Annotated in this window: 21 protein-coding genes; 19 read left to right on the top strand and 2 right to left on the bottom strand. The window is 71.5% G+C overall.

Annotated features, from left to right (window positions below; translation table 11 throughout):
• Window positions 1–65: 65 nt before the first annotated feature.
• From QBL25_RS09245 to nusB, 4 genes are all read left to right on the top strand, one after another.
• Entirely contained in the window at window positions 66–1,067 is a 1,002-nt protein-coding gene (locus tag QBL25_RS09245; RefSeq protein ID WP_409056537.1) for a Pro-rich N-terminal domain-containing protein, read from the top strand.
• Between the two features lie 105 nt (window positions 1,068–1,172).
• On the top strand, window positions 1,173–2,279 hold the full coding sequence (locus QBL25_RS09240; protein WP_409056536.1) for a M24 family metallopeptidase: 1,107 nt from the start codon (window positions 1,173–1,175) through the stop codon (window positions 2,277–2,279).
• Window positions 2,280–2,337: 58 nt separating this feature from the next.
• A complete protein-coding gene (gene efp / locus QBL25_RS09235; protein WP_409056535.1) occupies window positions 2,338–2,904 on the top strand; it encodes an elongation factor P in 567 nt (188 codons plus the stop codon).
• Window positions 2,905–2,906: 2 nt separating this feature from the next.
• Window positions 2,907–3,341 carry a transcription antitermination factor NusB gene (gene nusB, locus QBL25_RS09230; protein ID WP_409056534.1) on the top strand — a complete coding sequence of 145 codons (435 nt, stop codon included), beginning with the start codon at window positions 2,907–2,909 and terminating at the stop codon, window positions 3,339–3,341.
• 248 nt (window positions 3,342–3,589) lie between these two features.
• Here the strand turns inward: nusB and bldD are convergent, their stop codons facing one another.
• Entirely contained in the window at window positions 3,590–4,090 is a 501-nt protein-coding gene (gene bldD / locus QBL25_RS09225; RefSeq protein ID WP_135330908.1) for a transcriptional regulator BldD, read from the bottom strand.
• A gap of 198 nt (window positions 4,091–4,288) precedes the next feature.
• Between bldD and pyrR the strand changes: the two genes are divergently transcribed.
• The 14 genes from pyrR to QBL25_RS09155 all read left to right on the top strand — a co-directional run bounded on the left by pyrR (window position 4,289) and on the right by QBL25_RS09155 (window position 21,020).
• The gene (pyrR, locus tag QBL25_RS09220) at window positions 4,289–4,861 is read left to right on the top strand and encodes a bifunctional pyr operon transcriptional regulator/uracil phosphoribosyltransferase PyrR (RefSeq protein WP_409056533.1); all 573 of its coding nucleotides are present in this window, start codon (window positions 4,289–4,291) and stop codon (window positions 4,859–4,861) included.
• 81 nt (window positions 4,862–4,942) lie between these two features.
• On the top strand, window positions 4,943–5,929 hold the full coding sequence (locus QBL25_RS09215) for an aspartate carbamoyltransferase catalytic subunit (protein WP_409056532.1): 987 nt from the start codon (window positions 4,943–4,945) through the stop codon (window positions 5,927–5,929).
• Window positions 5,930–5,932: 3 nt separating this feature from the next.
• Window positions 5,933–7,219 carry a dihydroorotase gene (locus QBL25_RS09210; protein ID WP_409056531.1) on the top strand — a complete coding sequence of 429 codons (1,287 nt, stop codon included), beginning with the start codon at window positions 5,933–5,935 and terminating at the stop codon, window positions 7,217–7,219.
• On the top strand, window positions 7,216–7,788 hold the full coding sequence (locus QBL25_RS09205) for a hypothetical protein (RefSeq protein ID WP_409056530.1): 573 nt from the start codon (window positions 7,216–7,218) through the stop codon (window positions 7,786–7,788). The genes QBL25_RS09210 and QBL25_RS09205 overlap by 4 nt, the downstream gene beginning before the upstream one ends.
• Complete coding sequence (carA, locus tag QBL25_RS09200; protein WP_409056529.1) at window positions 7,785–8,945, top strand: glutamine-hydrolyzing carbamoyl-phosphate synthase small subunit; 1,161 nt, start codon at window positions 7,785–7,787, stop codon at window positions 8,943–8,945. The genes QBL25_RS09205 and carA overlap by 4 nt, the downstream gene beginning before the upstream one ends.
• Complete coding sequence (gene carB / locus QBL25_RS09195) at window positions 8,938–12,246, top strand: carbamoyl-phosphate synthase large subunit (protein ID WP_409056528.1); 3,309 nt, start codon at window positions 8,938–8,940, stop codon at window positions 12,244–12,246. Before carA ends, carB begins: the two co-directional genes overlap by 8 nt.
• A gap of 63 nt (window positions 12,247–12,309) precedes the next feature.
• On the top strand, window positions 12,310–13,416 hold the full coding sequence (locus QBL25_RS09190) for a quinone-dependent dihydroorotate dehydrogenase (protein ID WP_409056527.1): 1,107 nt from the start codon (window positions 12,310–12,312) through the stop codon (window positions 13,414–13,416).
• A complete protein-coding gene (pyrF, locus tag QBL25_RS09185) occupies window positions 13,413–14,258 on the top strand; it encodes an orotidine-5'-phosphate decarboxylase (protein WP_409056526.1) in 846 nt (281 codons plus the stop codon). Before QBL25_RS09190 ends, pyrF begins: the two co-directional genes overlap by 4 nt.
• A gap of 276 nt (window positions 14,259–14,534) precedes the next feature.
• Entirely contained in the window at window positions 14,535–14,858 is a 324-nt protein-coding gene (locus tag QBL25_RS09180) for an integration host factor (RefSeq protein WP_005319887.1), read from the top strand.
• A 38-nt stretch (window positions 14,859–14,896) separates the two neighbouring features.
• On the top strand, window positions 14,897–15,490 hold the full coding sequence (gmk, locus tag QBL25_RS09175) for a guanylate kinase (RefSeq protein ID WP_409056525.1): 594 nt from the start codon (window positions 14,897–14,899) through the stop codon (window positions 15,488–15,490).
• Window positions 15,491–15,561: 71 nt separating this feature from the next.
• Window positions 15,562–15,834, top strand: coding sequence for a DNA-directed RNA polymerase subunit omega (rpoZ, locus tag QBL25_RS09170; RefSeq protein ID WP_005319902.1), 273 nt, complete (start codon window positions 15,562–15,564; stop codon window positions 15,832–15,834).
• A gap of 129 nt (window positions 15,835–15,963) precedes the next feature.
• Window positions 15,964–17,172 carry a bifunctional phosphopantothenoylcysteine decarboxylase/phosphopantothenate--cysteine ligase CoaBC gene (coaBC, locus tag QBL25_RS09165; RefSeq protein WP_409056524.1) on the top strand — a complete coding sequence of 403 codons (1,209 nt, stop codon included), beginning with the start codon at window positions 15,964–15,966 and terminating at the stop codon, window positions 17,170–17,172.
• A 368-nt stretch (window positions 17,173–17,540) separates the two neighbouring features.
• Window positions 17,541–18,749: a methionine adenosyltransferase gene (gene metK / locus QBL25_RS09160; RefSeq protein WP_409056523.1), complete on the top strand. Its 1,209-nt coding sequence runs from the start codon at window positions 17,541–17,543 to the stop codon at window positions 18,747–18,749.
• A 123-nt stretch (window positions 18,750–18,872) separates the two neighbouring features.
• Window positions 18,873–21,020, top strand: coding sequence for a primosomal protein N' (locus tag QBL25_RS09155; protein WP_409056522.1), 2,148 nt, complete (start codon window positions 18,873–18,875; stop codon window positions 21,018–21,020).
• Window positions 21,021–21,425: 405 nt separating this feature from the next.
• On the opposite strand, the gene QBL25_RS09150 is transcribed toward QBL25_RS09155, so the two are convergent.
• Window positions 21,426–21,977, bottom strand: a complete 552-nt coding sequence (locus QBL25_RS09150; RefSeq protein ID WP_409056521.1) for a hypothetical protein — start codon at window positions 21,975–21,977, stop codon at window positions 21,426–21,428.
• Window positions 21,978–22,330: 353 nt separating this feature from the next.
• On the opposite strand from QBL25_RS09150, the gene fmt reads away from it, so the two are divergent.
• Complete coding sequence (gene fmt, locus QBL25_RS09145; RefSeq protein WP_409056520.1) at window positions 22,331–23,275, top strand: methionyl-tRNA formyltransferase; 945 nt, start codon at window positions 22,331–22,333, stop codon at window positions 23,273–23,275.
• Window positions 23,276–23,281: the final 6 nt, after the last annotated feature.

The raw sequence follows: 23,281 nt of genomic DNA, 5'->3' as shown, positions 1-23,281 counted from the left end.
TCGGTAACGGGTGGCCCCGGCCGCCGCCCGACCAGCGTCAGTCGCACGAGACGGAGTGGCACCGGATGCAGCACGCAGTGGGGTCTCCGCTGCCGCCGCCCCATCAGCCGGGGCACGGACCGGCCACCGGCTGGTCCCCGGCCGCACATCACCCGAGCGGTCCGCCGCCGGGTGCCGCGCCGGGCGGCCCACCGCCTCCCGCGCCGGGTTTCGCCGGCGCACCGCACCCTCCGGGCACGGCCCCGCACCCTCCGGGCACGGCCCCGCACCCTCCGGGCACGGCCCCGCACCCTCCGGGCACGGCCCCGCACCCTCCGGGACCGGCCCCGCACCCGCACGCCCCGGCCCCGCAGCACGGAGCGCCGGGTGCCCCGCCGCACGGCCACGTCCCGGCGGGCGGCGCCCCCGTGCCGCCGACCCCGGACACGACGGGCCACATCCAGCTCCCGCCGGGTGCCCCCGTCGCCATGCCGAGCCCGCCGCCCGGCACGGCCCAGGCGGACACCGGCGCCACCACGCTGGCCGTCCTCCTGATCGGTCCCGCGGGCGCGGGCAAGACGAGCGTCGCCAAGTACTGGGCGGAGCACCGCAGGGTGCCGACCGCCCACATCAGCCTCGACGACGTCCGCGAATGGGTGCGCTCGGGCTTCGCGGACCCCCAGTCCGGCTGGAACGACCACTCCGAGGCGCAGTACCGCCTGGCCCGCCGCACCTGCGGCTTCGCCGCAAGGAACTTCCTGGCCAACGGCATCTCGTGCATCCTCGACGACGCGGTCTTCCCCGACCGCCCCGTCGTCGGCCTCGGCGGCTGGAAGCGCCACGTGGGCCCCGGCCTGCTGCCGGTGGTCCTGCTGCCCGGCCTGGAGATCGTCCTGGAGCGCAACGCCGAACGCAGCGGAAACCGCCGCCTCACGGACGAGGAAGTGGCCCGCATCCACGGCCGTATGGCCGGGTGGTACGGCTCGGGGCTGCCCATCATCGACAACTCCCAGCTGGACGTGCCCGCCACGGCCCGGGTCCTTGACGACGTCCTTGCCCGTTCCATCGCGAGCCCGCCGCAGTGGTAGCCGGCCGCGCCGCCTGAGGTTTCCCGACGGCCCCGGTGAGCCCCCGGCCGCTCGGTCGGACGCGCTCGACCGGCCGTTCCGCGCACCCGCTCATAGGCTCGTGTCATGTCTGAGGTGTACGCGGCCCGCCGTGAGCGGTTGAGGGAGCGTTGTGCCGCGGGCGGCAGCGCGTCGGCGCTGGTGTCCCGCCCCGCCAACGTGCGGTATCTCGCGGGAGCGGCGCCCCAGGGTGCCGTGCTCCTGCTGGGCAGCAGCGAGGATCTGCTGCTGTGTGCCGGGCCGCCCGGCGACGAACAGGGAGAAGGGCGGCCCGACGAGGGGCTGCGGGTGCAGCTGCTCGACGCGTCCGGCGGGGATCCCGCCGTCGCGGGGGCCGATCTCGCCGCCGCCCAGGGCGCCGACTCGCTCGCCGTAGAGGAGCACGACCTCACCGTCGCCCGGCACCGGGCCCTCGGTTCCGTCGCGCCGCGGCTGCGGCTGACGGATCTCGGGGGAGCGGTGGAGCAGCTGCGGCTCGTCAAGGACGAGGAGGAGATCTCCTGTCTGCGGATCGGCTCCGAGATCGCCGACCAGGCGCTCGGCGAGCTGCTCGAATCCATTCTCGTGGGGCGCACGGAACGCCATCTCGCCCTGGAGCTGGAGCGCCGGCTCGTCGACCACGGCGCGGACGGGCCCGCCTTCCCGACCTCGGTCGCCACGGGACCGAACTCCGGCCGGGGCTCTCACCGGCCATCGGACCGGCGGGTGGAGGAGGGGGATTTCCTCTCCGTGTGCCTGGGGGCCAGTTACCGCGGCTATCGTTGTGAGATCGGACGTACGTTCGTCATCGGCACGTCTCCCGCGGACTGGCAGATCGAGTTGTACGACCTCGTCTTCGCCGCTCAGCGAGCGGGCAGGGAGGCTCTGGCACCCGGCGCCGCCTACCGCGACATCGACCACGCGGCCCGGCACGTACTGGACTCCGCGGGGTATGCGGACGGCCTTGCTCCGCTGATGGGACATGGCCTGGGGCTCGAAATCGACGAGGACCCGCAGTTGGCGCCCGCGGCCATGGGTAAACTGGACGCCTGCGTGCCGGTCACCGTCGAACCGGGGGTTCACATCCCGGGACGGGGTGGTGTCCGGATCGATGACACGCTCGTCGTGCGCCCCGAGGCGGACGGCGGACCCGAGCTACTCACCATCACGACCAAGGAGCTGCTCGCGCTCTAGCTTTCGGCTATGCGCGTGCGCCGGGGTCGTCCACGTCAGTCCAGGAGATTCCGCAACCGTGGCTTCCACGAACGACCTCAAGAACGGCCTGGTGCTCAAGCTCGACGGGGGCCAGCTCTGGTCCGTCGTCGAGTTCCAGCACGTCAAGCCCGGCAAGGGCCCCGCCTTTGTGCGCACCAAGCTCAAGAACGTGATGTCCGGCAAGGTCGTCGACAAGACGTTCAACGCCGGCGTCAAGGTCGACACGGCGACGATCGACAAGCGCGACATGCAGTTCTCCTACATGGACGGCGACTACTTCGTCTTCATGGACATGGAGACGTACGACCAGCTGCACGTCGACAAGAAGTCGGTCGGTGACGCCGCCAACTTCCTGATCGAGGGCTTCACGGCCTCCGTCGCGCAGCACGAGGGCGAAGTCCTCTTCGTCGAGCTGCCGGCCGCCGTCGAGCTGACCATCCAGGAGACCGAGCCCGGCGTCCAGGGCGACCGCTCCACCGGCGGCACCAAGCCCGCCACGCTGGAGACCGGCCACCAGATCCAGGTGCCGCTCTTCATCACCACCGGCGAGAAGATCAAGGTCGACACCCGTGACAGCGGCTACCTCGGCCGGGTGAACAGCTAACCGTGGCTGCTCGTAATACGGCCCGCAAGCGCGCCTTCCAGATTCTCTTCGAGGCCGACCAGCGAGGCGCGGACGTAGTGACGGTCCTCGCGGACTGGGTGCGCCACTCGCGGGCCGATACCCGGCAGCCGCCGGTGAGCGAGTACACGATGGAGCTGGTCGAGGGGTACGCGCAGCACGCGCGCCACATCGACGAGCTGATCTCCCAGTACGCCGTCGGGTGGACCCTGGACAGGATGCCGGTCGTGGACCGCAACATCCTGCGCCTGGGTGCCTACGAGCTGATCTGGGTCGACGAGACCCCGGACGCCGTGGTGCTCGACGAGTCCGTGCAGCTCGCCAAGGAGTTCTCGACGGACGATTCGCCGTCCTTCGTGAACGGCCTGCTCGGCCGCTTCAAGGATCTGAAGCCGGGCCTGCGCCGCGACGAGGCCTAGCCGCCGCACCGCGACACAGCCAGGCGTACGTCAGTTCCCACGCCGCTCAGAGGGCCCGCAGCACTCCGCTGCGGGCCCTCTGGCGTGTCCTGGGGCTCTCCTGAGGGGCGGCGGGGGCTGCGGGGGCGGTATGGGCCGTCGAGGCCCGCTGAGGGCCCAGAGGCGCACGTACAACGCCGCAGTGGCCGGAACCCGATGGGTTCCGGCCACTGCGGCGGTACGTTTCTGCTCAAGTGCCCCTTGAGGGATCAGACGTCGTCGTGGGCGACGGCGCGGCGCGCGTCCGCGTCCAGGACGCCCCAGCTGATCAGCTGCTCGGTGAGAACCGAGGGCGACTGGTCATAGATCACGGCGAGGGTGCGCAGGTCGTCCTGGCGGATCGAGAGCACCTTGCCGTTGTAGTCACCGCGCTGCGACTGGATCGTGGCGGCGTACCGCTGGAGCGGGCCGGCCTTTTCGGCCGGGACGTGCGCCAGGCGCTCAAGGTCGAGCACGAGCTTCGGCGGCGGCTCGGCCGCGCCGCCGGGAGCGGTACCAGGCAGCAGTTCCTGGACCGGGACGCCGTAGAAGTCCGCCAGCTCGGCAAGGCGCTGTACGGTCACGGCGCGGTCGCCGCGTTCGTACGAACCGACCACGACCGCCTTCCAGCGTCCCTGGGACTTCTCCTCGACACCGTGGAGGGAAAGGCCCTGCTGGGTACGGATGGCGCGGAGCTTGGCCCCGAGCTGTTTGGCGTATTCGCTGGACATATAGCTCCCCGGACGAAGAACGGTAACTCACTGTGAGGTTACGCAGCGTTACTTGGCTGCGTCAAGCCGAATGGTCCGTACCGGCACCCCCGAGGGGGGCCGTGACCGGCGGTGTTGCCGCCCCTGGTAGTGTGGATGGCGCAATTTCGACGTCCTTTAAGGTCCGTCCCGTGAGGCGGAGAAGGAGGTCCGTTTCATATGGACTCGAACGACAAGAACGACCCCGATGTCGCGCGGCCCGTGCTCGAAGGCCCGGACATCGCACGGGTGTTGACCCGTATCGCCCACGAGATCGTCGAGCGCGCCAAAGGCGCCGAAGACGTGGTGCTGCTCGGCATTCCCACCCGTGGCGTGTTCCTCGCCCGGCGCCTCGCCGAGAAGCTCGAAGAAATCACCGGACGCTCGATCCCGGTCGGCTCACTCGACATCACGATGTACCGCGACGATCTGCGCATGCATCCGCCGCGCGCCCTGGCCCGCACCGAGATCCCCGGTGACGGCATCGACGGCCGCCTCGTCGTCCTCGTCGACGACGTGCTCTTCTCCGGCCGCACCATCCGCGCCGCCCTCGACGGCCTGAACGACATCGGGCGCCCGCGCGCGGTGCAGCTCGCCGTGCTCGTCGACCGCGGCCACCGCGAACTGCCGATCCGTGCCGACTACGTCGGCAAGAACCTCCCCACGTCGCTGCGGGAGACGGTCAAGGTCCAGCTCGCCGAGGAGGACGGCCGCGACGCCGTGCTGCTCGGTGCCAAGCCCGCTTCCGCCTAGGACCGGTCCTCCCTGCGGACCCTGGGCACAGCCCTGCGCGCCCGCATGCCCGCAAACCTCCCCATGACGGAGTAAACCCAGATGATGCGACACCTCATCTCGGCCGCCGACCTCACCCGCGACGACGCCGTTCTCATCCTCGACACCGCCGAGGAGATGGCCCGGGTCGCCGACCGGCCGATCAAGAAGCTTCCCGCCCTGCGCGGCCGCACGATCTGCAACCTGTTCTTCGAGGACTCCACGCGGACCCGGATCTCCTTCGAGGCCGCCGAGAAGCGCCTCTCCGCCGACGTCATCAACTTCGCCGCCAAGGGCTCCAGCGTCTCCAAGGGCGAGTCGCTCAAGGACACCGCCCAGACCCTGGAGGCGATGGGCGTCGACGCCGTCGTCATCCGGCACGGCGCGTCCGGCGCGCCCTACCGCCTCGCCACCTCCGGCTGGATCGACGCCCCGGTGATCAACGCGGGCGACGGCACCCACCAGCACCCCACGCAGGCCCTGCTCGACGCCTTCACCATGCGGCGCCGCCTGGTCGGCCGTGACGCGGGCCTGGGCAAGGACCTCGGCGGCAAGCGCATCACGCTCGTCGGCGACGTCCTGCACAGCCGGGTCGCGCGCTCGAACGTCGACCTGCTGCACACCCTGGGCGCCCAGGTCACCCTGGTCGCCCCGCCCACGCTCGTACCGGTCGGCGTCGACAGCTGGCCCTGCGACGTGTCCTACGACCTGGACCGGGTGCTCCCGAAGTCGGACGCCGTGATGATGCTGCGCGTGCAGCGTGAGCGCATGAACGCCGCGTTCTTCCCGACCGAGCGCGAGTACTCCCGGCGCTACGGCCTGGACGGCCAGCGCATGGCGAAGATGCCCGAGCACGCCATCGTGATGCACCCCGGGCCGATGGTCCGCGGCATGGAGATCACCGCCGAGGTCGCCGACTCCGACCGCTGCACGGTCATCGAGCAGGTCGCCAACGGCGTCCACACCCGCATGGCCGTCCTCTACCTGCTCCTGGGCGGCAACGAACCCGCCGTCACGCACACCCGCCCCACCGCCTCAGAGGAGAAGTAAGACATGAGCAAGACCCTGATCCGTGGTGCGAAGGTCCTCGGCGGCGAGCCCCAGGACGTCCTGATCGACGGCGAGACGATCGTCGAGGTCGGCACCGGCCTGAGCGCCGAGGGCGCCGAGGTCGTCGAGGCCGACGGCAAGATCCTGCTGCCCGGCCTCGTCGACCTGCACACCCACCTGCGCGAGCCCGGCCGCGAGGACTCCGAGACCGTCCTGACCGGTACGCAGGCCGCCGCGTCCGGCGGCTACACCGCCGTGTTCGCCATGGCCAACACCTTCCCCGTCGCCGACACCGCCGGCGTCGTCGAGCAGGTCTACCGCCTCGGCCAGGAAGGCGGATACGCCGACGTGCAGCCGATCGGCGCCGTCACCGTCGGCCTGGAGGGCAAGAAGCTCGCCGAGCTCGGCGCCATGCACGAGTCCGCGGCCGGCGTCACCGTCTTCTCCGACGACGGCAAGTGCGTCGACGACGCGGTGATCATGCGCCGCGCCCTGGAGTACGTGAAGGCCTTCGGCGGCGTCGTCGCCCAGCACGCGCAGGAGCCCCGCCTCACCGAGGGCGCCCAGATGAACGAGGGCGTCGTCTCCGCCGAGCTGGGCCTGGGCGGCTGGCCGGCCGTCGCCGAGGAGTCGATCATCGCGCGGGACGTGCTGCTCGCCGAGCACGTGGGCTCGCGGGTGCACATCTGCCACCTCTCGACCGCAGGATCGGTGGAGATCGTGCGCTGGGCGAAGTCGCGCGGCATCGACGTGACCGCCGAGGTCACCCCGCACCACCTCCTCCTGACCGACGAGATGGTCCGGACGTACAACCCGGTCTACAAGGTCAACCCGCCGCTGCGCACCGAGCGCGACGTCATGGCGCTGCGCGAGGCCCTGGCCGACGGCACGATCGACATCGTCGCCACCGACCACGCCCCGCACCCGCACGAGGACAAGGACTGCGAGTGGGCCGCGGCCGCCATGGGCATGGTGGGCCTGGAGACCGCGCTCTCCGTCGTCCAGCGGACGATGGTCGAGACGGGCCTGCTGACCTGGGCCGCCGTCGCGGACCGGATGTCCGTCAAGCCCGCGGAGATCGGGCGGGCCACCGGCCACGGCCGCCCCGTCTCGGCAGGTGAGCCCGCGAACCTCACGCTCGTCGATCCCGATTACCGTGGTGTCGTGGACCCCGCGGGCTTCGCCTCGCGCAGCGGCAACACCCCCTACGAGGGCCGTGAGCTGCCCGGCCGCGTGACGCACACGTGGCTGCGGGGCCGCGCCACGCTCGTCGACGGGAAGCTCGCGTGACATCTCTTCTGGAACTGGCCGCCGAGAAGGAATCGGCGGAGGTGACCGACTGGGCCGCCCGCGCGGGCTGGGTCGTCGGACTGCTGCTCTTCATCGCGCTCGTCTACTGGCTGATGCGCGAGGGCTGGAAGTGGCGCGGCACGCTCCAGGGCGACCTGCCCGAGCTGCCCGCCGCGCCGAGCGAGCCGGGCCCGGCCAGACTTGAGCTGAGCGGTCGCTACCACGGCTCGACCACGGCAGGGCAGTGGCTCGACCGCATCGTGGCGCACGGCCTCGGTACCCGCAGCCGCGTCGAGCTGACGCTCACCGACGCGGGTCTGGACGTCGTACGCCCCGGATCTGCCGACTTCTTCATCCCGGCCGCACAGCTGCGCGAGGCCCGGCTCGACAAGGGCATCGCCGGAAAGGTCCTCGCGGAGGGCGGTCTGCTGATCGTCACCTGGGAGCACGGCGAGAAGCTGCTCGACTCGGGCTTCCGCTCGGACCACGCGGCCGAGCAGGCGGACTGGGTCGAGGCCATCAACAACATGATCAACAAGACCAGCACGACGGAAGGCACCGCACGATGACAACCTCCAAGCAGGGGACTGCCTCGCAGAGGAAGGGGGCGTCTCCCGCCGTACTCGTCCTGGAGGACGGCCGCATCTTCCGCGGCCGCGCCTACGGGGCCGTGGGGGAGACCTTCGGCGAAGCGGTGTTCTCCACCGGCATGACCGGCTACCAGGAGACCCTCACCGACCCCTCGTACCACCGGCAGGTCGTCGTCATGACGGCCCCGCACGTCGGCAACACGGGCGTGAACGACGAGGACCCCGAGTCGAAGAAGATCTGGGTCTCCGGTTACGTCGTGCGCGACCCCGCGCGCGTGCCCTCCAACTGGCGCTCCCAGCGCACGCTCGACGAGGAACTGGTCGATCAGGGCGTCGTCGGCATCAGCGGCATCGACACGCGCGCCCTCACCCGCCACCTGCGCGAGAGCGGCGCGATGCGCGTCGGGATCTTCTCCGGGGACGCCGTCGCGGACGACGCGGCGCTGCTCGCTCGCGTCAAGGAGGCCCCGCAGATGGTGGGCGCGAGCCTGTCCACCGAGGTCGCCACCACCGAGTCGTACGTCGTCCCGGCCATCGGCGAGAAGAAGTTCACCGTGGCCGCGCTCGACCTCGGCATCAAGGGCATGACCCCGCAGCGCATGGCCGAGCGCGGCATCGAGGTGCACGTGCTGCCCGCCACGGCGACGCTGGAGGACGTGTACGCGGTCAACCCCGACGGCTTCTTCCTGTCGAACGGCCCCGGCGACCCCTCGACCGTGGACCTGACCGTGGTCAAGGGCGTCCTGGAGCGCAAGACCCCGCTCTTCGGCATCTGCTTCGGCAACCAGATCCTCGGCCGGGCGCTCGGCTTCGGCACGTACAAGCTGAAGTACGGCCACCGCGGCATCAACCAGCCCGTGCAGGACCGCACTACCGGCAAGGTCGAGGTCACCGCGCACAACCACGGCTTCGCCGTCGACGCGCCCCTCGACCAGGTCTCCGACACCCCCTACGGCCGCGCCGAGGTCTCCCACGTGTGCCTCAACGACCAGGTGGTGGAGGGGCTCCAGCTCCTCGACCAGCCCGCGTTCAGCGTCCAGTACCACCCCGAGGCGGCCGCCGGCCCGCACGACGCCGCGTACCTCTTCGACCGCTTCGTATCCCTGATGACCGCAGAAGGAGCCCAGCGTGCCTAAGCGCACCGATATCCAGTCCGTCCTGGTCATCGGCTCCGGCCCGATCGTCATCGGCCAGGCAGCGGAGTTCGACTACTCCGGCACCCAGGCCTGCCGCGTGCTCAAGGCCGAGGGCCTGCGCGTCATCCTGGTGAACTCGAACCCGGCGACGATCATGACCGACCCGGAGATCGCCGACGCGACCTACGTCGAGCCGATCACCCCCGAGTTCGTCGAGAAGATCATCGCCAAGGAGCGCCCCGACGCGCTCCTGCCCACCCTCGGCGGCCAGACCGCGCTCAACACCGCGATCTCCATGCACGAGCAGGGCGTCCTGGAGAAGTACGGCGTCGAGCTCATCGGCGCCAACGTCGAGGCGATCAACAAGGGCGAGGACCGCGACCTCTTCAAGGGCGTCGTCGAAGAGGTCAAGAAGAAGATCGGGCACGGCGAGTCCGCCCGCTCGTACATCTGCCACTCCATGGACGACGTCCTCAAGGGCGTCGAGGAGCTCGGCGGCTACCCCGTCGTCGTGCGCCCCTCCTTCACCATGGGCGGCGCCGGTTCCGGCTTCGCGCACGACGAGGAGGAGTTGCGCCGCATCGCCGGACAGGGCCTCACGCTCTCGCCGACCACCGAGGTGCTCCTGGAGGAGTCCATCCTCGGCTGGAAGGAGTACGAGCTGGAGCTGATGCGCGACAAGAACGACAACGTCGTGGTCGTCTGCTCCATCGAGAACTTCGACCCGATGGGCGTCCACACCGGCGACTCGATCACCGTCGCGCCCGCGATGACGCTGACCGACCGCGAGTACCAGACCCTGCGGGACATCGGCATCGCGATCATCCGCGAGGTCGGCGTCGACACCGGCGGCTGCAACATCCAGTTCGCCATCGACCCGACGGACGGCCGGGTCATCGTCATCGAGATGAACCCGCGCGTCTCGCGGTCCTCCGCGCTCGCGTCGAAGGCCACCGGATTCCCGATCGCGAAGATCGCCGCGAAGCTGGCCGTCGGCTACACGCTGGACGAGATCCCGAACGACATCACCGAGAAGACCCCGGCCTCCTTCGAGCCGACCCTCGACTACGTGGTGGTCAAGGCCCCGCGGTTCGCCTTCGAGAAGTTCCCCTCGGCGGACTCGACCCTGACGACCACCATGAAGTCGGTCGGCGAGGCCATGGCCATCGGCCGCAACTTCACCGAGGCGCTCCAGAAGGCGCTGCGCTCCCTGGAGAAGAAGGGCTCGCAGTTCACCTTCGTGGGCGAGCCCGGCGACAAGGCCGAGCTCCTCGCGCAGGCCGTCCGGCCGACCGACGGCCGCATCAACTCCGTCATGCAGGCCATCCGCGCCGGCGCGACGCCCGAGGAGGTCTTCGAGTACACGAAGATCGACCCGTGGTTCGTCGACCAGCTCTTCCTGATCAAGGAGATCGCGGACGAGCTGACCGCCGCCGAGCGCCTGGACGCCGACCTGCTCGCCGAGGCCAAGCGGCACGGCTTCTCCGACCACCAGATCGCCGAGATCCGCGGCCTGCGCGAGGACGTCGTGCGCGAGGTGCGCCACGCGCTCGGCGTGCGCCCGGTCTACAAGACGGTCGACACCTGCGCCGCCGAGTTCGCCGCGAAGACGCCGTACTTCTACTCCTCGTACGACGAGGAGAACGAGGTCGCCGAGCGCGAGAAGCCCGCGGTCATCATCCTGGGCTCGGGCCCCAACCGCATCGGCCAGGGCATCGAGTTCGACTACTCCTGCGTCCACGCCTCCTTCGCGCTCAGCGACGCGGGCTACGAGACCGTGATGGTCAACTGCAACCCCGAGACCGTCTCCACGGACTACGACACCTCCGACCGCCTGTACTTCGAGCCGCTGACGCTCGAGGACGTCCTGGAGATCGTCAACGTCGAGGCGCAGGCCGGACCGATCGCGGGCGTCATCGTCCAGCTCGGCGGCCAGACCCCGCTCGGCCTCGCGCAGGCGCTGAAGGACAACGGCGTGCCGGTCGTGGGCACCTCGCCCGAGGCCATCCACGCCGCCGAGGACCGCGGCGCCTTCGGCCGCGTGCTCGCCGAGGCCGGTCTGCCCGCGCCCAAGCACGGCACCGCGACCACCTTCGCCGAGGCCAAGGCCATCGCCGACGAGATCGGCTACCCCGTCCTCGTGCGCCCGTCGTACGTGCTCGGCGGCCGCGGCATGGAGATCGTGTACGACGAGACGCGCCTGTCCGCGTACATCGAGGAGTCGACCGAGATCAGCCCCTCGCGGCCGGTGCTCGTCGACCGCTTCCTCGACGACGCGATCGAGATCGACGTCGACGCGCTCTACGACGGCGAGGAGCTCTACCTCGGCGGCGTCATGGAGCACATCGAGGAAGCCGGCATCCACTCCGGCGACTCGGCGTGCGCCCTGCCCCCGATCACCCTCGGCGGCCACGACATCAAGCGCCTGCGCGCCTCCACGGAGGGCATCGCCAAGGGCGTCGGCGTGCGCGGGCTCATCAACATCCAGTTCGCGATGGCCGGGGACATCCTCTACGTCCTGGAGGCCAACCCGCGCGCCTCGCGCACCGTCCCCTTCACCTCGAAGGCGACCGCGGTGCCGCTGGCCAAGGCCGCCGCGCGCATCTCGCTCGGCGCGACCGTCGCCGAGCTGCGCGCCGAGGGCATGCTCCCGGCCACCGGCGACGGCGGCACGCTGCCGATGGACGCGCCGATCTCGGTCAAGGAAGCCGTCATGCCGTGGTCGCGCTTCCGCGACATCCACGGGCGCGGCGTCGACACCGTCCTCGGCCCGGAGATGCGCTCCACGGGCGAGGTCATGGGCATCGACTCGGTGTTCGGCACGGCCTACGCCAAGTCGCAGGCCGGCGCTTATGGCCCGCTGCCGACCAAGGGCCGCGCCTTCATCTCGGTGGCCAACCGCGACAAGCGCTCGATGATCTTCCCGGCGCGCGAACTGGTCGCGCACGGCTTCGAGCTGCTCGCCACGTCCGGCACGGCCGAGGTGCTCAAGCGCAACGGCATCAACGCCACGATCGTGCGCAAGCAGAGCGAGGGCGAGGGCCCGAACGGCGAGAAGACGATCGTCCAGCTGATCCACGACGGCGCGGTCGACCTCATCGTCAACACCCCGTACGGCACCGGTGGCCGCCTCGACGGCTACGACATCCGTACGGCGGCCGTGTCCCGCTCCGTGCCGTGCCTGACGACGGTCCAGGCGCTCGCCGCCGCCGTCCAGGGCATCGACGCGCTCAACGGCGGGGACGTGGGCGTGCGCTCGCTCCAGGAACACGCCGAGCATCTGACCGCGGCCCGCGACTAGCAGCCCACAAGGGGGACACCGATCCGGTGTCCCCCTTCTGGTGAGAACACCGAGGACTCGACCATGTACAAGTTCTTCTTCAACCTCGTCTTCAAGCGCATGGACCCGGAGCAGGCCCACTACACGGCCTTCCGCTGGATCCGGCTCGCGGCCCGCGTGCCGGTGCTGCGCACCTTCGTCGCCGCCGTCCTCGCGCCGCGCCACAAGGAGCTGCGCACCGAGGCCCTGGGCCTGCGGATGCACGGGCCCTTCGGACTCGCCGCGGGCTTCGACAAGAACGCCGTGGCGATCGACGGCATGTCGATGCTGGGCTTCGACCACATCGAGATCGGCACCGTCACGGGGGAGCCGCAGCCCGGCAACCCCAAGAAGCGCCTCTTCCGCCTCGTGCAGGACCGCGCGCTGATCAACCGCATGGGATTCAACAACGAGGGCTCGGCGGCCGTGGCCGAGCGCCTGGGCGCCCGCAGGGCCGTCTTCAAGACGGTCGTGGGCGTGAACATCGGCAAGACCAAGGTCGTCCCCGAGGAGGAGGCCGCCGCCGACTACGTGAAGTCGACCGAGCGGCTCGCCGCCCACGCCGACTACCTCGTGGTGAACGTGTCGTCCCCGAACACCCCCGGCCTGCGCAACCTCCAGGCCACCGAGTCGCTGCGGCCGCTGCTGACCGCCGTGCGCGAGGCGGCCGACCGCAGCGTCTCCGGGCGGCGCGTGCCGCTCCTGGTGAAGATCGCCCCCGACCTGGCGGACGAGGACGTCGACGCGGTCGCCGACCTGGCCGTCGAGCTCGGCCTGGACGGCATCATCGCCACGAACACGACCATCGCGCGCGAAGGCCTCGGTCTGCGCTCCGACCCCGCGCTGTACGGAGAGACCGGCGGTTTGTCCGGGGCGCCCCTCAAGGAGCGCTCCCTGGAGGTCCTGCGCCGCCTCTACGCGCGCGTGGGCGACCGCATCACGCTCGTGGGCGTCGGCGGCATCGAGACCGCCGAGGACGCCTGGCAGCGCATCCTCGCCGGCGCCACGCTGGTCCAGGGCTACAGCGCCTTCATCTACGAGGGACCCTTCTGGGCCCGCGCGATCCACAAGGGGCTCGCCGCCCGCCTCAACTCCTCCCCGTACGCCACGCTCGCCGAGGCCGTCGGCGCCGACACAAGGACTTCCGCATGAGTGCACTCGAACCCTTCGGTACGCGCCTGCGCCGCGCCATGGATGAGCGCGGCCCCCTCTGCGTCGGCATCGACCCGCACGCCTCCCTGCTGTCCGCCTGGGGTTTGAACGACGACGTCGCGGGCCTGGAGAAGTTCACCGGGACCGTGGTGGAGGCCCTGGCCGGCACGGTGGCGGTCTTCAAGCCGCAGAGCGCGTTCTTCGAGCGCTTCGGCTCGCGCGGCACCGCCGTCCTGGAGAAGGCCGTCCAGGAGCTGCGCGCGGCCGGGGCCCTGGTGGTCATGGACGCCAAGCGCGGCGACATCGGCTCGACGATGGCCGCGTACGCCGAGACCTTCCTGCACAAGGACTCGCCGCTGTTCTCCGACGCCCTCACGGTCTCGCCCTACCTCGGCTACGGCTCGCTGAAGCCGGCCGTCGACCTCGCGCGCGAGAACGGCACCGGACTCTTCGTGCTCGCCCTCACCTCCAACCCCGAGGGCGCCGAGGTGCAGCACGCGACGCGCGAGGACGGCCGCACGGTCGGCGCGACGATGCTCGGGCACCTGGCGGCGGAGAACGCCGGCGCGGAGCCCCTGGGGTCCTTCGGCGCCGTCGTGGGGGCCACCCTGGGCGACCTCTCCTCGTACGACCTGGCGATCAACGGTCCGCTGCTCGCTCCCGGCATCGGGGCGCAGGGGGCCACGCCGGCCGATCTGCCGGGGGTCTTCGGCGCCGCGGTGCGCGACGTCGTGCCGAGCGTCAGCCGGGGTGTCCTGCGTCACGGTCCCGACATCGCGGGTCTGCGGGCCGCCGCGAGCCGCTTCGCGGACGAGATCCGCGGGGCCGTCGCCGCCTCCTGAGGGTGTTTTTCCGCCGCCGGAGGACACGTCCGGCCACGTCCCCGGGTTTCGCCGACGGCTCGCCGGGCCAAATCCGGGGTGAAATGCCCGAAATGCACACCTCGACAGAGGCTGACCAGGACTTTTCGTCTGTTCTCGCTGACTCTGGCGGCCATGCCCGCTAGTCTCCGACGAGAGCGAACGGGCAAGCGCGTTGCACGTTGCTCACCAGGTGTGGGGCGACTAGGTTCCTCACCGGTCCGTATCCGACAGTTCGACATCCGAGGTGACGTAGGCGTGGCTCTTCCGCCCCTTACCCCTGAACAGCGCGCAGCCGCGCTCGAAAAGGCCGCCGCGGCTCGCCGGGAGCGGGCCGAGGTCAAAAATCGACTCAAGCACTCCGGCGCCTCGCTCCATGAGGTCATCAAGCAGGGACAGGAGAACGATGTCATCGGCAAGATGAAGGTCTCCGCTCTCCTGGAGTCCCTGCCGGGCGTGGGCAAGGTCCGCGCCAAGCAGATCATGGAGCGTCTCGGCATCTCCGAAAGCCGCCGTGTGCGCGGTCTCGGCTCCAACCAGATCGCCTCCTTGGAGCGTGAGTTCGGCGGTGGCGCTGCCTGACGTTCTCAGGCACTCCTGAGAACCTGGATAATCGCTGCATGGCTGCAACATCCCGGGGGACGACCCCCGTGCCCCCGGACGTACGTCCGCGGCTGACCGTGCTCTCCGGCCCCTCAGGGGTCGGCAAGAGCACGGTCGTCGCTCATATGCGCAAAGAACACCCCGAGGTCTGGCTCTCGGTCTCGGCCACCACCCGGAAGCCGCGCCCCGGCGAGAAGGACGGCGTCCACTACTTCTTCGTCTCCGACGACGAGATGGACAAGCTGATCGCCAACGGCGAGCTTCTGGAGTGGGCCGAGTTCGCGGGCAACCGCTACGGCACCCCGCGCGGTGCCGTCCTGCGCCGCCTCGAGGCGGGCGAGCCCGTCCTCCTGGAGATCGATCTCCAGGGCGCGCGCCTGGTCCGCGAGTCGATGTCCGAGGCCCAGCTGGTCTTCCTCGCCCCGCCGAGCTGGGAAGAGCTGGTCCGCCGGCTCACCGGCCGCGGGACCGAGGCGCCCGAGGTGATCGAGCGCAGGCTCGGCGCGGCAAAGATCGAACTGGCCGCCGAGGCCGAGTTCGATACGACCCTGGTCAATACCTCCGTCGAGGATGTGGCGCGTGAGCTGCTAGCCTTGATGAAAGTTGTTTGATCTTCATCCTCAGTAACCCGGATTGACCTTCAATTTCCATTCGAGGGCCGATCCCCTTCGGAAGGCAGAGAGTGTCCTCTTCCATCACCGCGCCCGAGGGCATCATCAACCCGCCGATTGATGAGCTCCTCGAAGCGACCGACTCGAAGTACAGCCTCGTGATCTACGCCGCCAAGCGCGCGCGCCAGATCAACGCGTACTACTCGCAGCTCGGTGAGGGCCTGCTGGAGTACGTCGGCCCGCTGGTCGACACCCACGTCCACGAGAAGCCGCTCTCGATCGCGCTCCGCGAGATCAACGCGGGTCTGCTGACGTCCGAGGCCATCGAGGGCCCGGCCCAGTAGTTCTTCCCGCGCAGTTCCTTTTCCTGCGCGGTTCTTCACCACAGGCCCGGCAGCGCGACTGCCGGGCCTGTGGTGTGTCATGGAGTCGTACGTCCCCGACCGCGGGGATCAGGAGTGCGGGGAGGCACGGTGGGCAAGCCCAAGGTCGTTCTGGGGGTCAGCGGCGGAATCGCCGCGTACAAGGCCTGTGAGCTGCTGCGGCGGCTGACCGAGTCGGGCCATGACGTACGCGTCGTGCCGACCGCGTCGTCCCTGCACTTCGTGGGCGCGGCCACCTGGTCGGCGCTGTCCGGCAACCCGGTCTCGACCGAGGTGTGGGACTCCGTGCACGAGGTGCCGCACGTCCGCATCGGCCAGGCCGCCGACGTCGTGATCGTCGCGCCGGCGACCGCCGACATGATGGCGAAGGCCGCTCACGGCCTCGCCGACGACCTCCTGACGAACACGCTCCTCACCGCCCGCTGTCCGGTGATCTTCGCACCCGCGATGCACACGGAGATGTGGGAGCACCCGGCCACCCAGGAGAACGTCGCCACGCTGCGCCACCGCGGCGCCCTGGTCGTCGAGCCCGCCGTGGGCCGCCTCACCGGCGTGGACACCGGCAAGGGCCGCTTCCCCGACCCGGTCGAGCTCTTCGAGGTCGTCCGCCGCGTCCTGGCCCGCGGCGACCTGGGCCAAGACCTCGCCGGGCGGCACGTCGTCGTCAGCGCGGGCGGCACGCGCGAGCCGCTCGACCCCGTCCGCTTCCTGGGCAACCGCTCCTCCGGCAAGCAGGGGTACGCCCTCGCCCGCAGCGCGGCGGCCCGGGGCGCCCGCGTCACGCTCGTGTCGGCGAACGCGGCGCTGCCCGACCCCGCGGGCGTCGACGTCCTGCCCGTCGGCACCGCCGTCCAGCTCCGCGAGGCGGTCCTGAAGGCGGCGGCGGACGCGGACGCGGTGGTCATGGCCGCGGCGGTGGCCGACTTCCGTCCGGAGACCTACGCGGCCGGGAAGATCAAGAAGAGGGACGGCCACGAGCAGCCCCCGATCGCCCTGGTCCGCAACCCCGACATCCTCGCCGAGCTCTCCGGAGAGCGGCCCCGCCCCGGCCAGATCGTCGTCGGCTTCGCCGCGGAGACGGACGACGTGCTCGCCAACGGCCGCGCCAAGCTGGAGCGCAAGGGCTGCGACCTGCTCGTGGTGAACGAGGTGGGCGAGCGCAAGACGTTCGGCTCCGAGGAGAACGAGGCGGTCGTGCTCGGCGCGGACGGCAGCGAGACCCCCGTGCCGTACGGACCCAAGGAAGCCCTCGCGGACACGGTCTGGGATCTCGTGGCCGAACGCCTGCCGCAGCGGTGACCGCCCGCGCGGGGGTTCCCGCCGAGGCGACGGCGCCCGCCGCGGCGACAACTGACAAAGTCCGGAAAGATCTCCGGGGAAATCCCGCCGCCGAAACCCCAGCGGAATCGTGGGAAATCCAGCCCTCGAATGTCACAATCGCCGCATGGGGCTCCTCAAACCCGCGAAATTCGGGCGCGAGGCCCTCTGGTGGAGACCGATCGTCGTACCGCACAATGCAGTGCCGCAGGTCACAGCACTCCCAAGTGGCGAGACACGTGGTCCGGCGGCCGAGTGCGACCGATAAACTGGTCTCGGACGACGCCGGGCGCAGCTCCCGGCCGTCCACCAATGATCAGCCAGCAGCCGCTGCAACCACAGGGAGCGATGTGTCCCGCCGTCTCTTCACCTCGGAGTCTGTGACCGAGGGTCACCCCGACAAGATCGCTGACCAGATCAGCGACACCATTCTCGACGCACTCCTGCGGGAGGACCCGAAATCCCGGGTCGCCGTGGAGACGTTGATCACCACCGGCCTGGTGCACGTGGCCGGCGAGGTGACGACCAAGGCGTACGCGCCGATCGCGCAGCTGGTGCGCGACAAGATCCTCGAGATCGGTTACGACTCCTCGAAGAAGGGCTTCGACGGCGCCTCCTGTGGCGTCTCGGTGTCCATCGGCTCGCAGTCCCCCGACATCGCGCAGGGCGTCGACACGGCGTACGAGCAGCGCGTCGAGGGCGATGAGGACGAGCTCGACAAGCAGGGCGCGGGCGACCAGGGCCTGATGTTCGGCTACGCCTGCGACGAGACGCCGGAGCTGATGCCGCTCCCGATCCACCTCGCGCACCGTCTCTCGCGCCGCCTGTCCGAGGTCCGCAAGAATGGGACCATCCCGTACCTGCGCCCCGACGGCAAGACCCAGGTCACCATCGAGTATGACGGCGACAAGGCCGTCCGCCTCGACACCGTCGTGGTCTCCTCGCAGCACGCGTCGGACATCGACCTGGACTCGCTCCTGGCCCCCGACATCCGCGAGTTCGTCGTCGAGCCCGAGCTGAAGGCCCTCCTCGAGGACGGCATCAAGCTGGAGACCGACGGCTACCGCCTCCTGGTCAACCCGACCGGACGCTTCGAGATCGGCGGCCCGATGGGCGACGCCGGCCTCACCGGCCGCAAGATCATCATCGACACGTACGGCGGCATGGCCCGCCACGGCGGCGGTGCCTTCTCCGGCAAGGACCCGTCCAAGGTCGACCGCTCGGCCGCCTACGCGATGCGCTGGGTCGCCAAGAACGTCGTCGCCGCCGGCCTCGCGGCCCGCTGCGAGGTCCAGGTCGCGTACGCGATCGGCAAGGCCGAGCCGGTGGGCCTGTTCGTCGAGACGTTCGGCACGGCCACGGTCGACACCGACAAGATCGAGGCGGCCATCGCCGAGGTCTTCGACCTTCGCCCGGCCGCGATCATCCGCGACCTCGACCTGCTCCGCCCGATCTACGCCCAGACCGCGGCGTACGGCCACTTCGGCCGCGCGATCCCCGACTTCACGTGGGAGCGCACGGACCGCGTGGACGCGCTGCGGAAGGCCGCGGGGCTGTAAGTCCGCCCCGCCCGGCGAGTTCTGACCAGGCCCGGTGCCCCCCAGTGGGGGCGCCGGGCTTCGTCGTGCGGCGGGGGCGTCGGGCTCGCGGCCGTGTCAGTGGGGTCTGGTAGGAATGCTGCTGTGAGCAGCGAGAATCAGAAATCCGAGGGGGGCGGCGGGGGCGAGCCGCCGGAGCAGCTTGCGTTCATTCGGGAAGCGGTGCGCAAGGCCGAGGTGCCGCGGGCCAAGCCGCGGACGTGGCGGGGAGCCGCGCTGGCGAAGAGCCTGCCCGTGGCCCGGGTGCTGGTCGACAAGGGCGTGCTGCACCTCGACCGGTACTTCGACTACGCCGTGCCCGAGGAGCTGGACGAGCAGGCCCAGCCCGGGGTGCGGGTGCGGGTGCGGTTCGGTGCGGGCACGCGGAACGTGCGCAGCGGGCGGCGTGAGGGCGGGGGGCTGATCGACGGGTTCCTCGTGGAGCGGGTCGCCGAGTCCGACTACTCCGGGCCTCTGGCCGCCCTGGCGCAGGTCGTCTCGCCCGAGCCGGTGCTCGGCGAGGAGCTGCTGGGCCTTGCCCGGGCCGTGGCCGATCGGTACGCGGGCAGCCTCGCCGACGTGTTGCAGCTGGCCGTTCCGCCCCGCCACGCGCGGGCCGAGGCGCGTGCCGCGGGGGAGACCCCGCCGCCGCCGGCCGCGCCCGACGCCGGGTCCTGGCGGCGGTACGGACACGGTACGGAGTTTCTGGGCGCGCTCGCCTCGGGGGGTGCTCCCCGGGCCGTGTGGACCGCCCTTCCCGGGCCCGAGTGGGCCGAGGAGATCGCCAGGGCCGTGCAGGCGACGCTCGCCTCCGGGCGGGGGGCCCTGGTGGTCGTGCCCGCCGGGCGGCCCGCCGCGCGGGTCGACGCCGCGCTGACCCAGCTGATGGGAGCGGGGCAGCATGCGCTGCTGACCGCCGACGTGGGGCAGGAGCGGCGGTATCGCGAGTGGCTGTCCGTGCGGCGCGGGGCCGTGCGGGCCGTCGTGGGGACGCGGGCCGCGATGTTCGCTCCCGTACGGAATCTCGGGCTCGTCGTGATCTGGGACGACGGCGATGCCAGCCACAGCGACGACAACGCCCCCTTCCCGCATGTGCGGGAGGTGCTGGAGCTTCGGGCCTCGCGGGACAAGTGCGGTTTTCTGCTGGGGAGTTGGAGTTGCACCGTCGAGGCGGCGCAGCTGGTGGAGAGCGGGTGGGCGGCGCCGCTGGTCGCCGACCGTGAGCAGGTGCGGGGGGCCGCGCCGCTCGTGCGGACCGTGGGGGACGGCGACCTCGCCCGGGACGAGGCGGCGCGGGCCGCGCGGCTTCCGTCGCTCGCCTGGAACGTGGTGCGCGAGGGGCTGAAGCACGGGCCCGTGCTGGTCCAGGTGCCCCGCCGGGGGTACGTGCCCCGGCTCGCGTGCGAGAGGTGCCGGGAGCCCGCGCGGTGCCGGCACTGTGCGGGGCCGCTGGAAGCGCGGGACGGCGGTGGCCTGTGGTGCGGCTGGTGCGGGGTGGAGGAAGGCGCCTGGCACTGCGGTGAGTGCGGGGGGTTCCGGCTCCGGGCGCAGGTGGTGGGCGCGCGGCGTACGGCCGAGGAGCTGGGGCGGGCCTTCCCCGCGGTGCCGGTGCGGACGTCGGGGCGTGAGCAGGTGCTCGACACCATGGCCGGGACACCTGCCCTGGTGGTGAGTACGCCGGGTGCCGAGCCCGTGGCCGAGGGCGGCTATGCCGCGGCCTTGCTGCTCGACGGGTGGGCGATGCTGGGGCGGCCCGATCTGCGGGCCGGGGAGGAGGCGCTGCGGCGGTGGATCTCGGCCGCGGCGCTGGTGCGGCCCCAGGGGGTGGGCGGGACCGTGGTGGTCGTGGCCGAGCCGACCCTGCGGCCCGTGCAGGCCCTCGTGCGGTGGGATCCCGTGGGGCATGCGGTGCGGGAGCTCTCCGAGCGGGCCGAGCTGGGCTTCCCGCCGGTGTCGCGGATGGCCTCCGTGGCGGGGACCTCGGAGGCGCTGTCCGGCTTCCTCGCGGCGGCCGAACTCCCGCCGGACGCGGCGGTGTTGGGCCCCGTCCCGATGCCGGAAACCGGACCGGGCCCCGCCCGCCGGCCCGGGGCCGCGCCGGCCGGGGAGCGCTGGGAGCGGGTCCTGGTGCGCGTACCGCCGGGAAGCGGAGCGGCACTGGCCGCTTCCCTGAAGGCGGCACAGGCCGCGCGGATGGCACGGGGGGCGGGGGAGCCGGTACGAATCCGGGTGGACCCGTTGGACATCGGCTAGGGCGGGGGCTGGCTCCGGGTGTGCTGGGGGTGCCGGTGGCTGCACCTGCGGCGGCGCTGGCTTGCCTTGGGCCGCAAGTAGGGCGATGGCGGCTGCGCGCTCTCGGAGGCCGGTGCGGGCCCGGATGGATCTGCTGGACGACGGCTGGGGCGGGGGCCGGCTCCGGGTGCGCTGGGGGTGCCGGTGGCTGCACGTGCGGCGCTGGCTTGGCTGTGGCTGCGCGTAGGGCGATGGCGGCTGCGCGCTCTGGGGGGTGGGCTGACTTCGGGTCCGCGGCGGCGGCTGGCCGCACCCGGGGGCCCGTACAAGGGCGGCGCGGTTGCTCGCACCCCTTGGGTCACGCATGACGGCGGCGGCTGTCCGCACCGGGGGAGTGGTGGGGCAGCCGCCGCGTTGGTGGTGGGTTCAGCCGTTGCGGGGGCCGGGGAAGAGGTTCGGGCGGGGGTCCTCGCGCAGGGCGGGGCTGCCCGCCGTCGGCTGGGTCGGCATCGCGCGGGCCGCGGGCACCGACGGAAGGGGTGCGCCGACCGGGACCGGCGGGCGGGCGGACGCGGCGGGGGAGGGGATCGTCTCCGTGGCGCGCTCCGCCTCGGCGGCCGCCTGGGTCGTGGCCCGGCGGGCGCCGTAACGGCGGTGCACCGCCTGCTTGGTGACCCCGAGGGCCGAGCCCACCGCGTCCCACGAAAAGCCCAGCGAGCGGTCGAAGTCCACCGCCGCTGTCACCAGCGTCTCCACGCTGTCCCGGAGTTCCTGGGCGAGGCGGACGGTCGGGGCGGGGGCGCGCCCGTACACGACGAAGCCCGCGGAGGGGCTGGAGCGGCGCGGGCGGTAGACGTTGCCGAGCTGGGCGGTCAGCGTACGCAGTGCGTCCACCTGCCGGCGGACCCGCTCGATGTCCCGAACCAGGAGGTGCAGGCTGGCCCGTGCCTGGGCGTCGTGGGTTGCGTGGTCGGCCATGAACAAGCCTCTCGAACCGGCGTTGAAAAGGATCGGGCCGCCATCGCGGCCCGTTGTGGTCAACTCTTTCTTGACCAACGCGCTAGTACGTGTGGGGTCACGCTTCGGGGGCGTGTGCGCATATGCACAGGGCGCGCAGCCATCCGTACGCCCCCGGACGAGCCGTACGCGGCACGAGCGGACACGGCAGGAGCGGTCCGGCGGAGGCGGCGCCCGGCGGCCACGGGACGGCGCCCGAAAGACGGAGGGCGCCGCACGCAGCGGAGTGGCCCCGCGGAGCGCGCCCCCTGCGCGTGGCTCCTAGACTGGTGTGCTTCCCGCATCTTCCCGCTCCGAGAGGCCGACAGCCACCGATGAAGCTCGTCTTCGCAGGCACCCCCGAGGTCGCCGTCCCCGCCCTGGACGCCCTGATCGCCTCCGACCGGCACGAGGTGGCCGCCGTCGTCACGCGGCCCGACGCCCCGGCGGGCCGTGGCCGCCGGCTCGTCGCCAGCCCCGTCGCCCAGCGCGCGGAGGAAGCCGGCATCGAGGTGCTCAAGCCCGCGAAGCCGCGCGACGAGGACTTCCTCGCCCGGCTGCGCGAGATCGCGCCCGACTGCTGCCCGGTCGTCGCCTACGGCGCGCTGCTGCCCAAGGTCGCCCTGGACATCCCGGCCCACGGCTGGGTCAACCTGCACTTCTCGCTGCTGCCCGCCTGGCGCGGTGCCGCGCCCGTGCAGCACGCCGTGATGGCGGGGGACGAGATCACCGGTGCCTCCACCTTCCTCATCGAGCAGGGCCTCGACTCCGGTCCGGTGTACGGCACCGTCACCGAGGTCGTCCGGTCCACCGACACCAGCGGCGACCTGCTCACCCGCCTCGCCTTCGCGGGCTCCGGGCTGCTCGCCGCCACCATGGACGGCATCGAGGACGGCTCCTTGAAGGCCGTGCCGCAGCCCGCCGACGGCGTCACCCTCGCCCCGAAGATCACCGTCGAGGACGCCCAGGTGGACTGGGCCGCCCCGGCCCTGCGCGTCGACCGGGTGGTGCGCGGCTGCACCCCGGCGCCCGGCGCCTGGACCGTGTTCCGCGGCGAGCGGCTGAAGATCATCCAGGCCGCGCTCGTCACCGACCGCACGGACCTGGCCCCCGGCGAGCTCGCGCCCGCCAAGAACAACGTGTACGTCGGTACCGGCTCGCACGCCGTGGAGCTGCTCTGGGTCCAGCCGCAGGGCAAGAAGCCGATGCGCGGCGCCGACTGGGCGCGCGGGGTGCGGATCGCCCCGGACGAGCGGGTCGGCGCGTCCGACGTAGGCTGAACAGGT

It is taken from the genome of Streptomyces sp. SYP-A7185 (genome assembly GCF_046103685.1).
Taxonomy (GTDB): Bacteria; Actinomycetota; Actinomycetes; order Streptomycetales; family Streptomycetaceae; genus Streptomyces.
The sequence above is the reverse complement of the archived record's forward strand: the minus strand, read 5'-3'. Positions and strand labels throughout refer to the sequence as shown.

Excerpts from the sequence above, each read along its gene's own strand:
- QBL25_RS09245 (WP_409056537.1), top strand. The coding sequence starts at position 66 with ATGCAGCACGCAGTGGGGTCTCCGCTGCCGCCGCCCCATCAGCCGGGG.
- QBL25_RS09240 (WP_409056536.1), top strand. The coding sequence starts at position 1,173 with ATGTCTGAGGTGTACGCGGCCCGCCGTGAGCGGTTGAGGGAGCGTTGT.
- bldD (WP_135330908.1), bottom strand. The coding sequence starts at position 4,090 with ATGTCCAGCGAATACGCCAAACAGCTCGGGGCCAAGCTCCGCGCCATC.
- pyrR (WP_409056533.1), top strand. The coding sequence starts at position 4,289 with ATGGACTCGAACGACAAGAACGACCCCGATGTCGCGCGGCCCGTGCTC.
- QBL25_RS09215 (WP_409056532.1), top strand. The coding sequence starts at position 4,943 with ATGATGCGACACCTCATCTCGGCCGCCGACCTCACCCGCGACGACGCC.
- QBL25_RS09210 (WP_409056531.1), top strand. The coding sequence starts at position 5,933 with ATGAGCAAGACCCTGATCCGTGGTGCGAAGGTCCTCGGCGGCGAGCCC.
- carA (WP_409056529.1), top strand. The coding sequence starts at position 7,785 with ATGACAACCTCCAAGCAGGGGACTGCCTCGCAGAGGAAGGGGGCGTCT.
- QBL25_RS09190 (WP_409056527.1), top strand. The coding sequence starts at position 12,310 with ATGTACAAGTTCTTCTTCAACCTCGTCTTCAAGCGCATGGACCCGGAG.
- pyrF (WP_409056526.1), top strand. The coding sequence starts at position 13,413 with ATGAGTGCACTCGAACCCTTCGGTACGCGCCTGCGCCGCGCCATGGAT.
- gmk (WP_409056525.1), top strand. The coding sequence starts at position 14,897 with ATGGCTGCAACATCCCGGGGGACGACCCCCGTGCCCCCGGACGTACGT.
- QBL25_RS09150 (WP_409056521.1), bottom strand. The coding sequence starts at position 21,977 with ATGGCCGACCACGCAACCCACGACGCCCAGGCACGGGCCAGCCTGCAC.
- fmt (WP_409056520.1), top strand. The coding sequence starts at position 22,331 with ATGAAGCTCGTCTTCGCAGGCACCCCCGAGGTCGCCGTCCCCGCCCTG.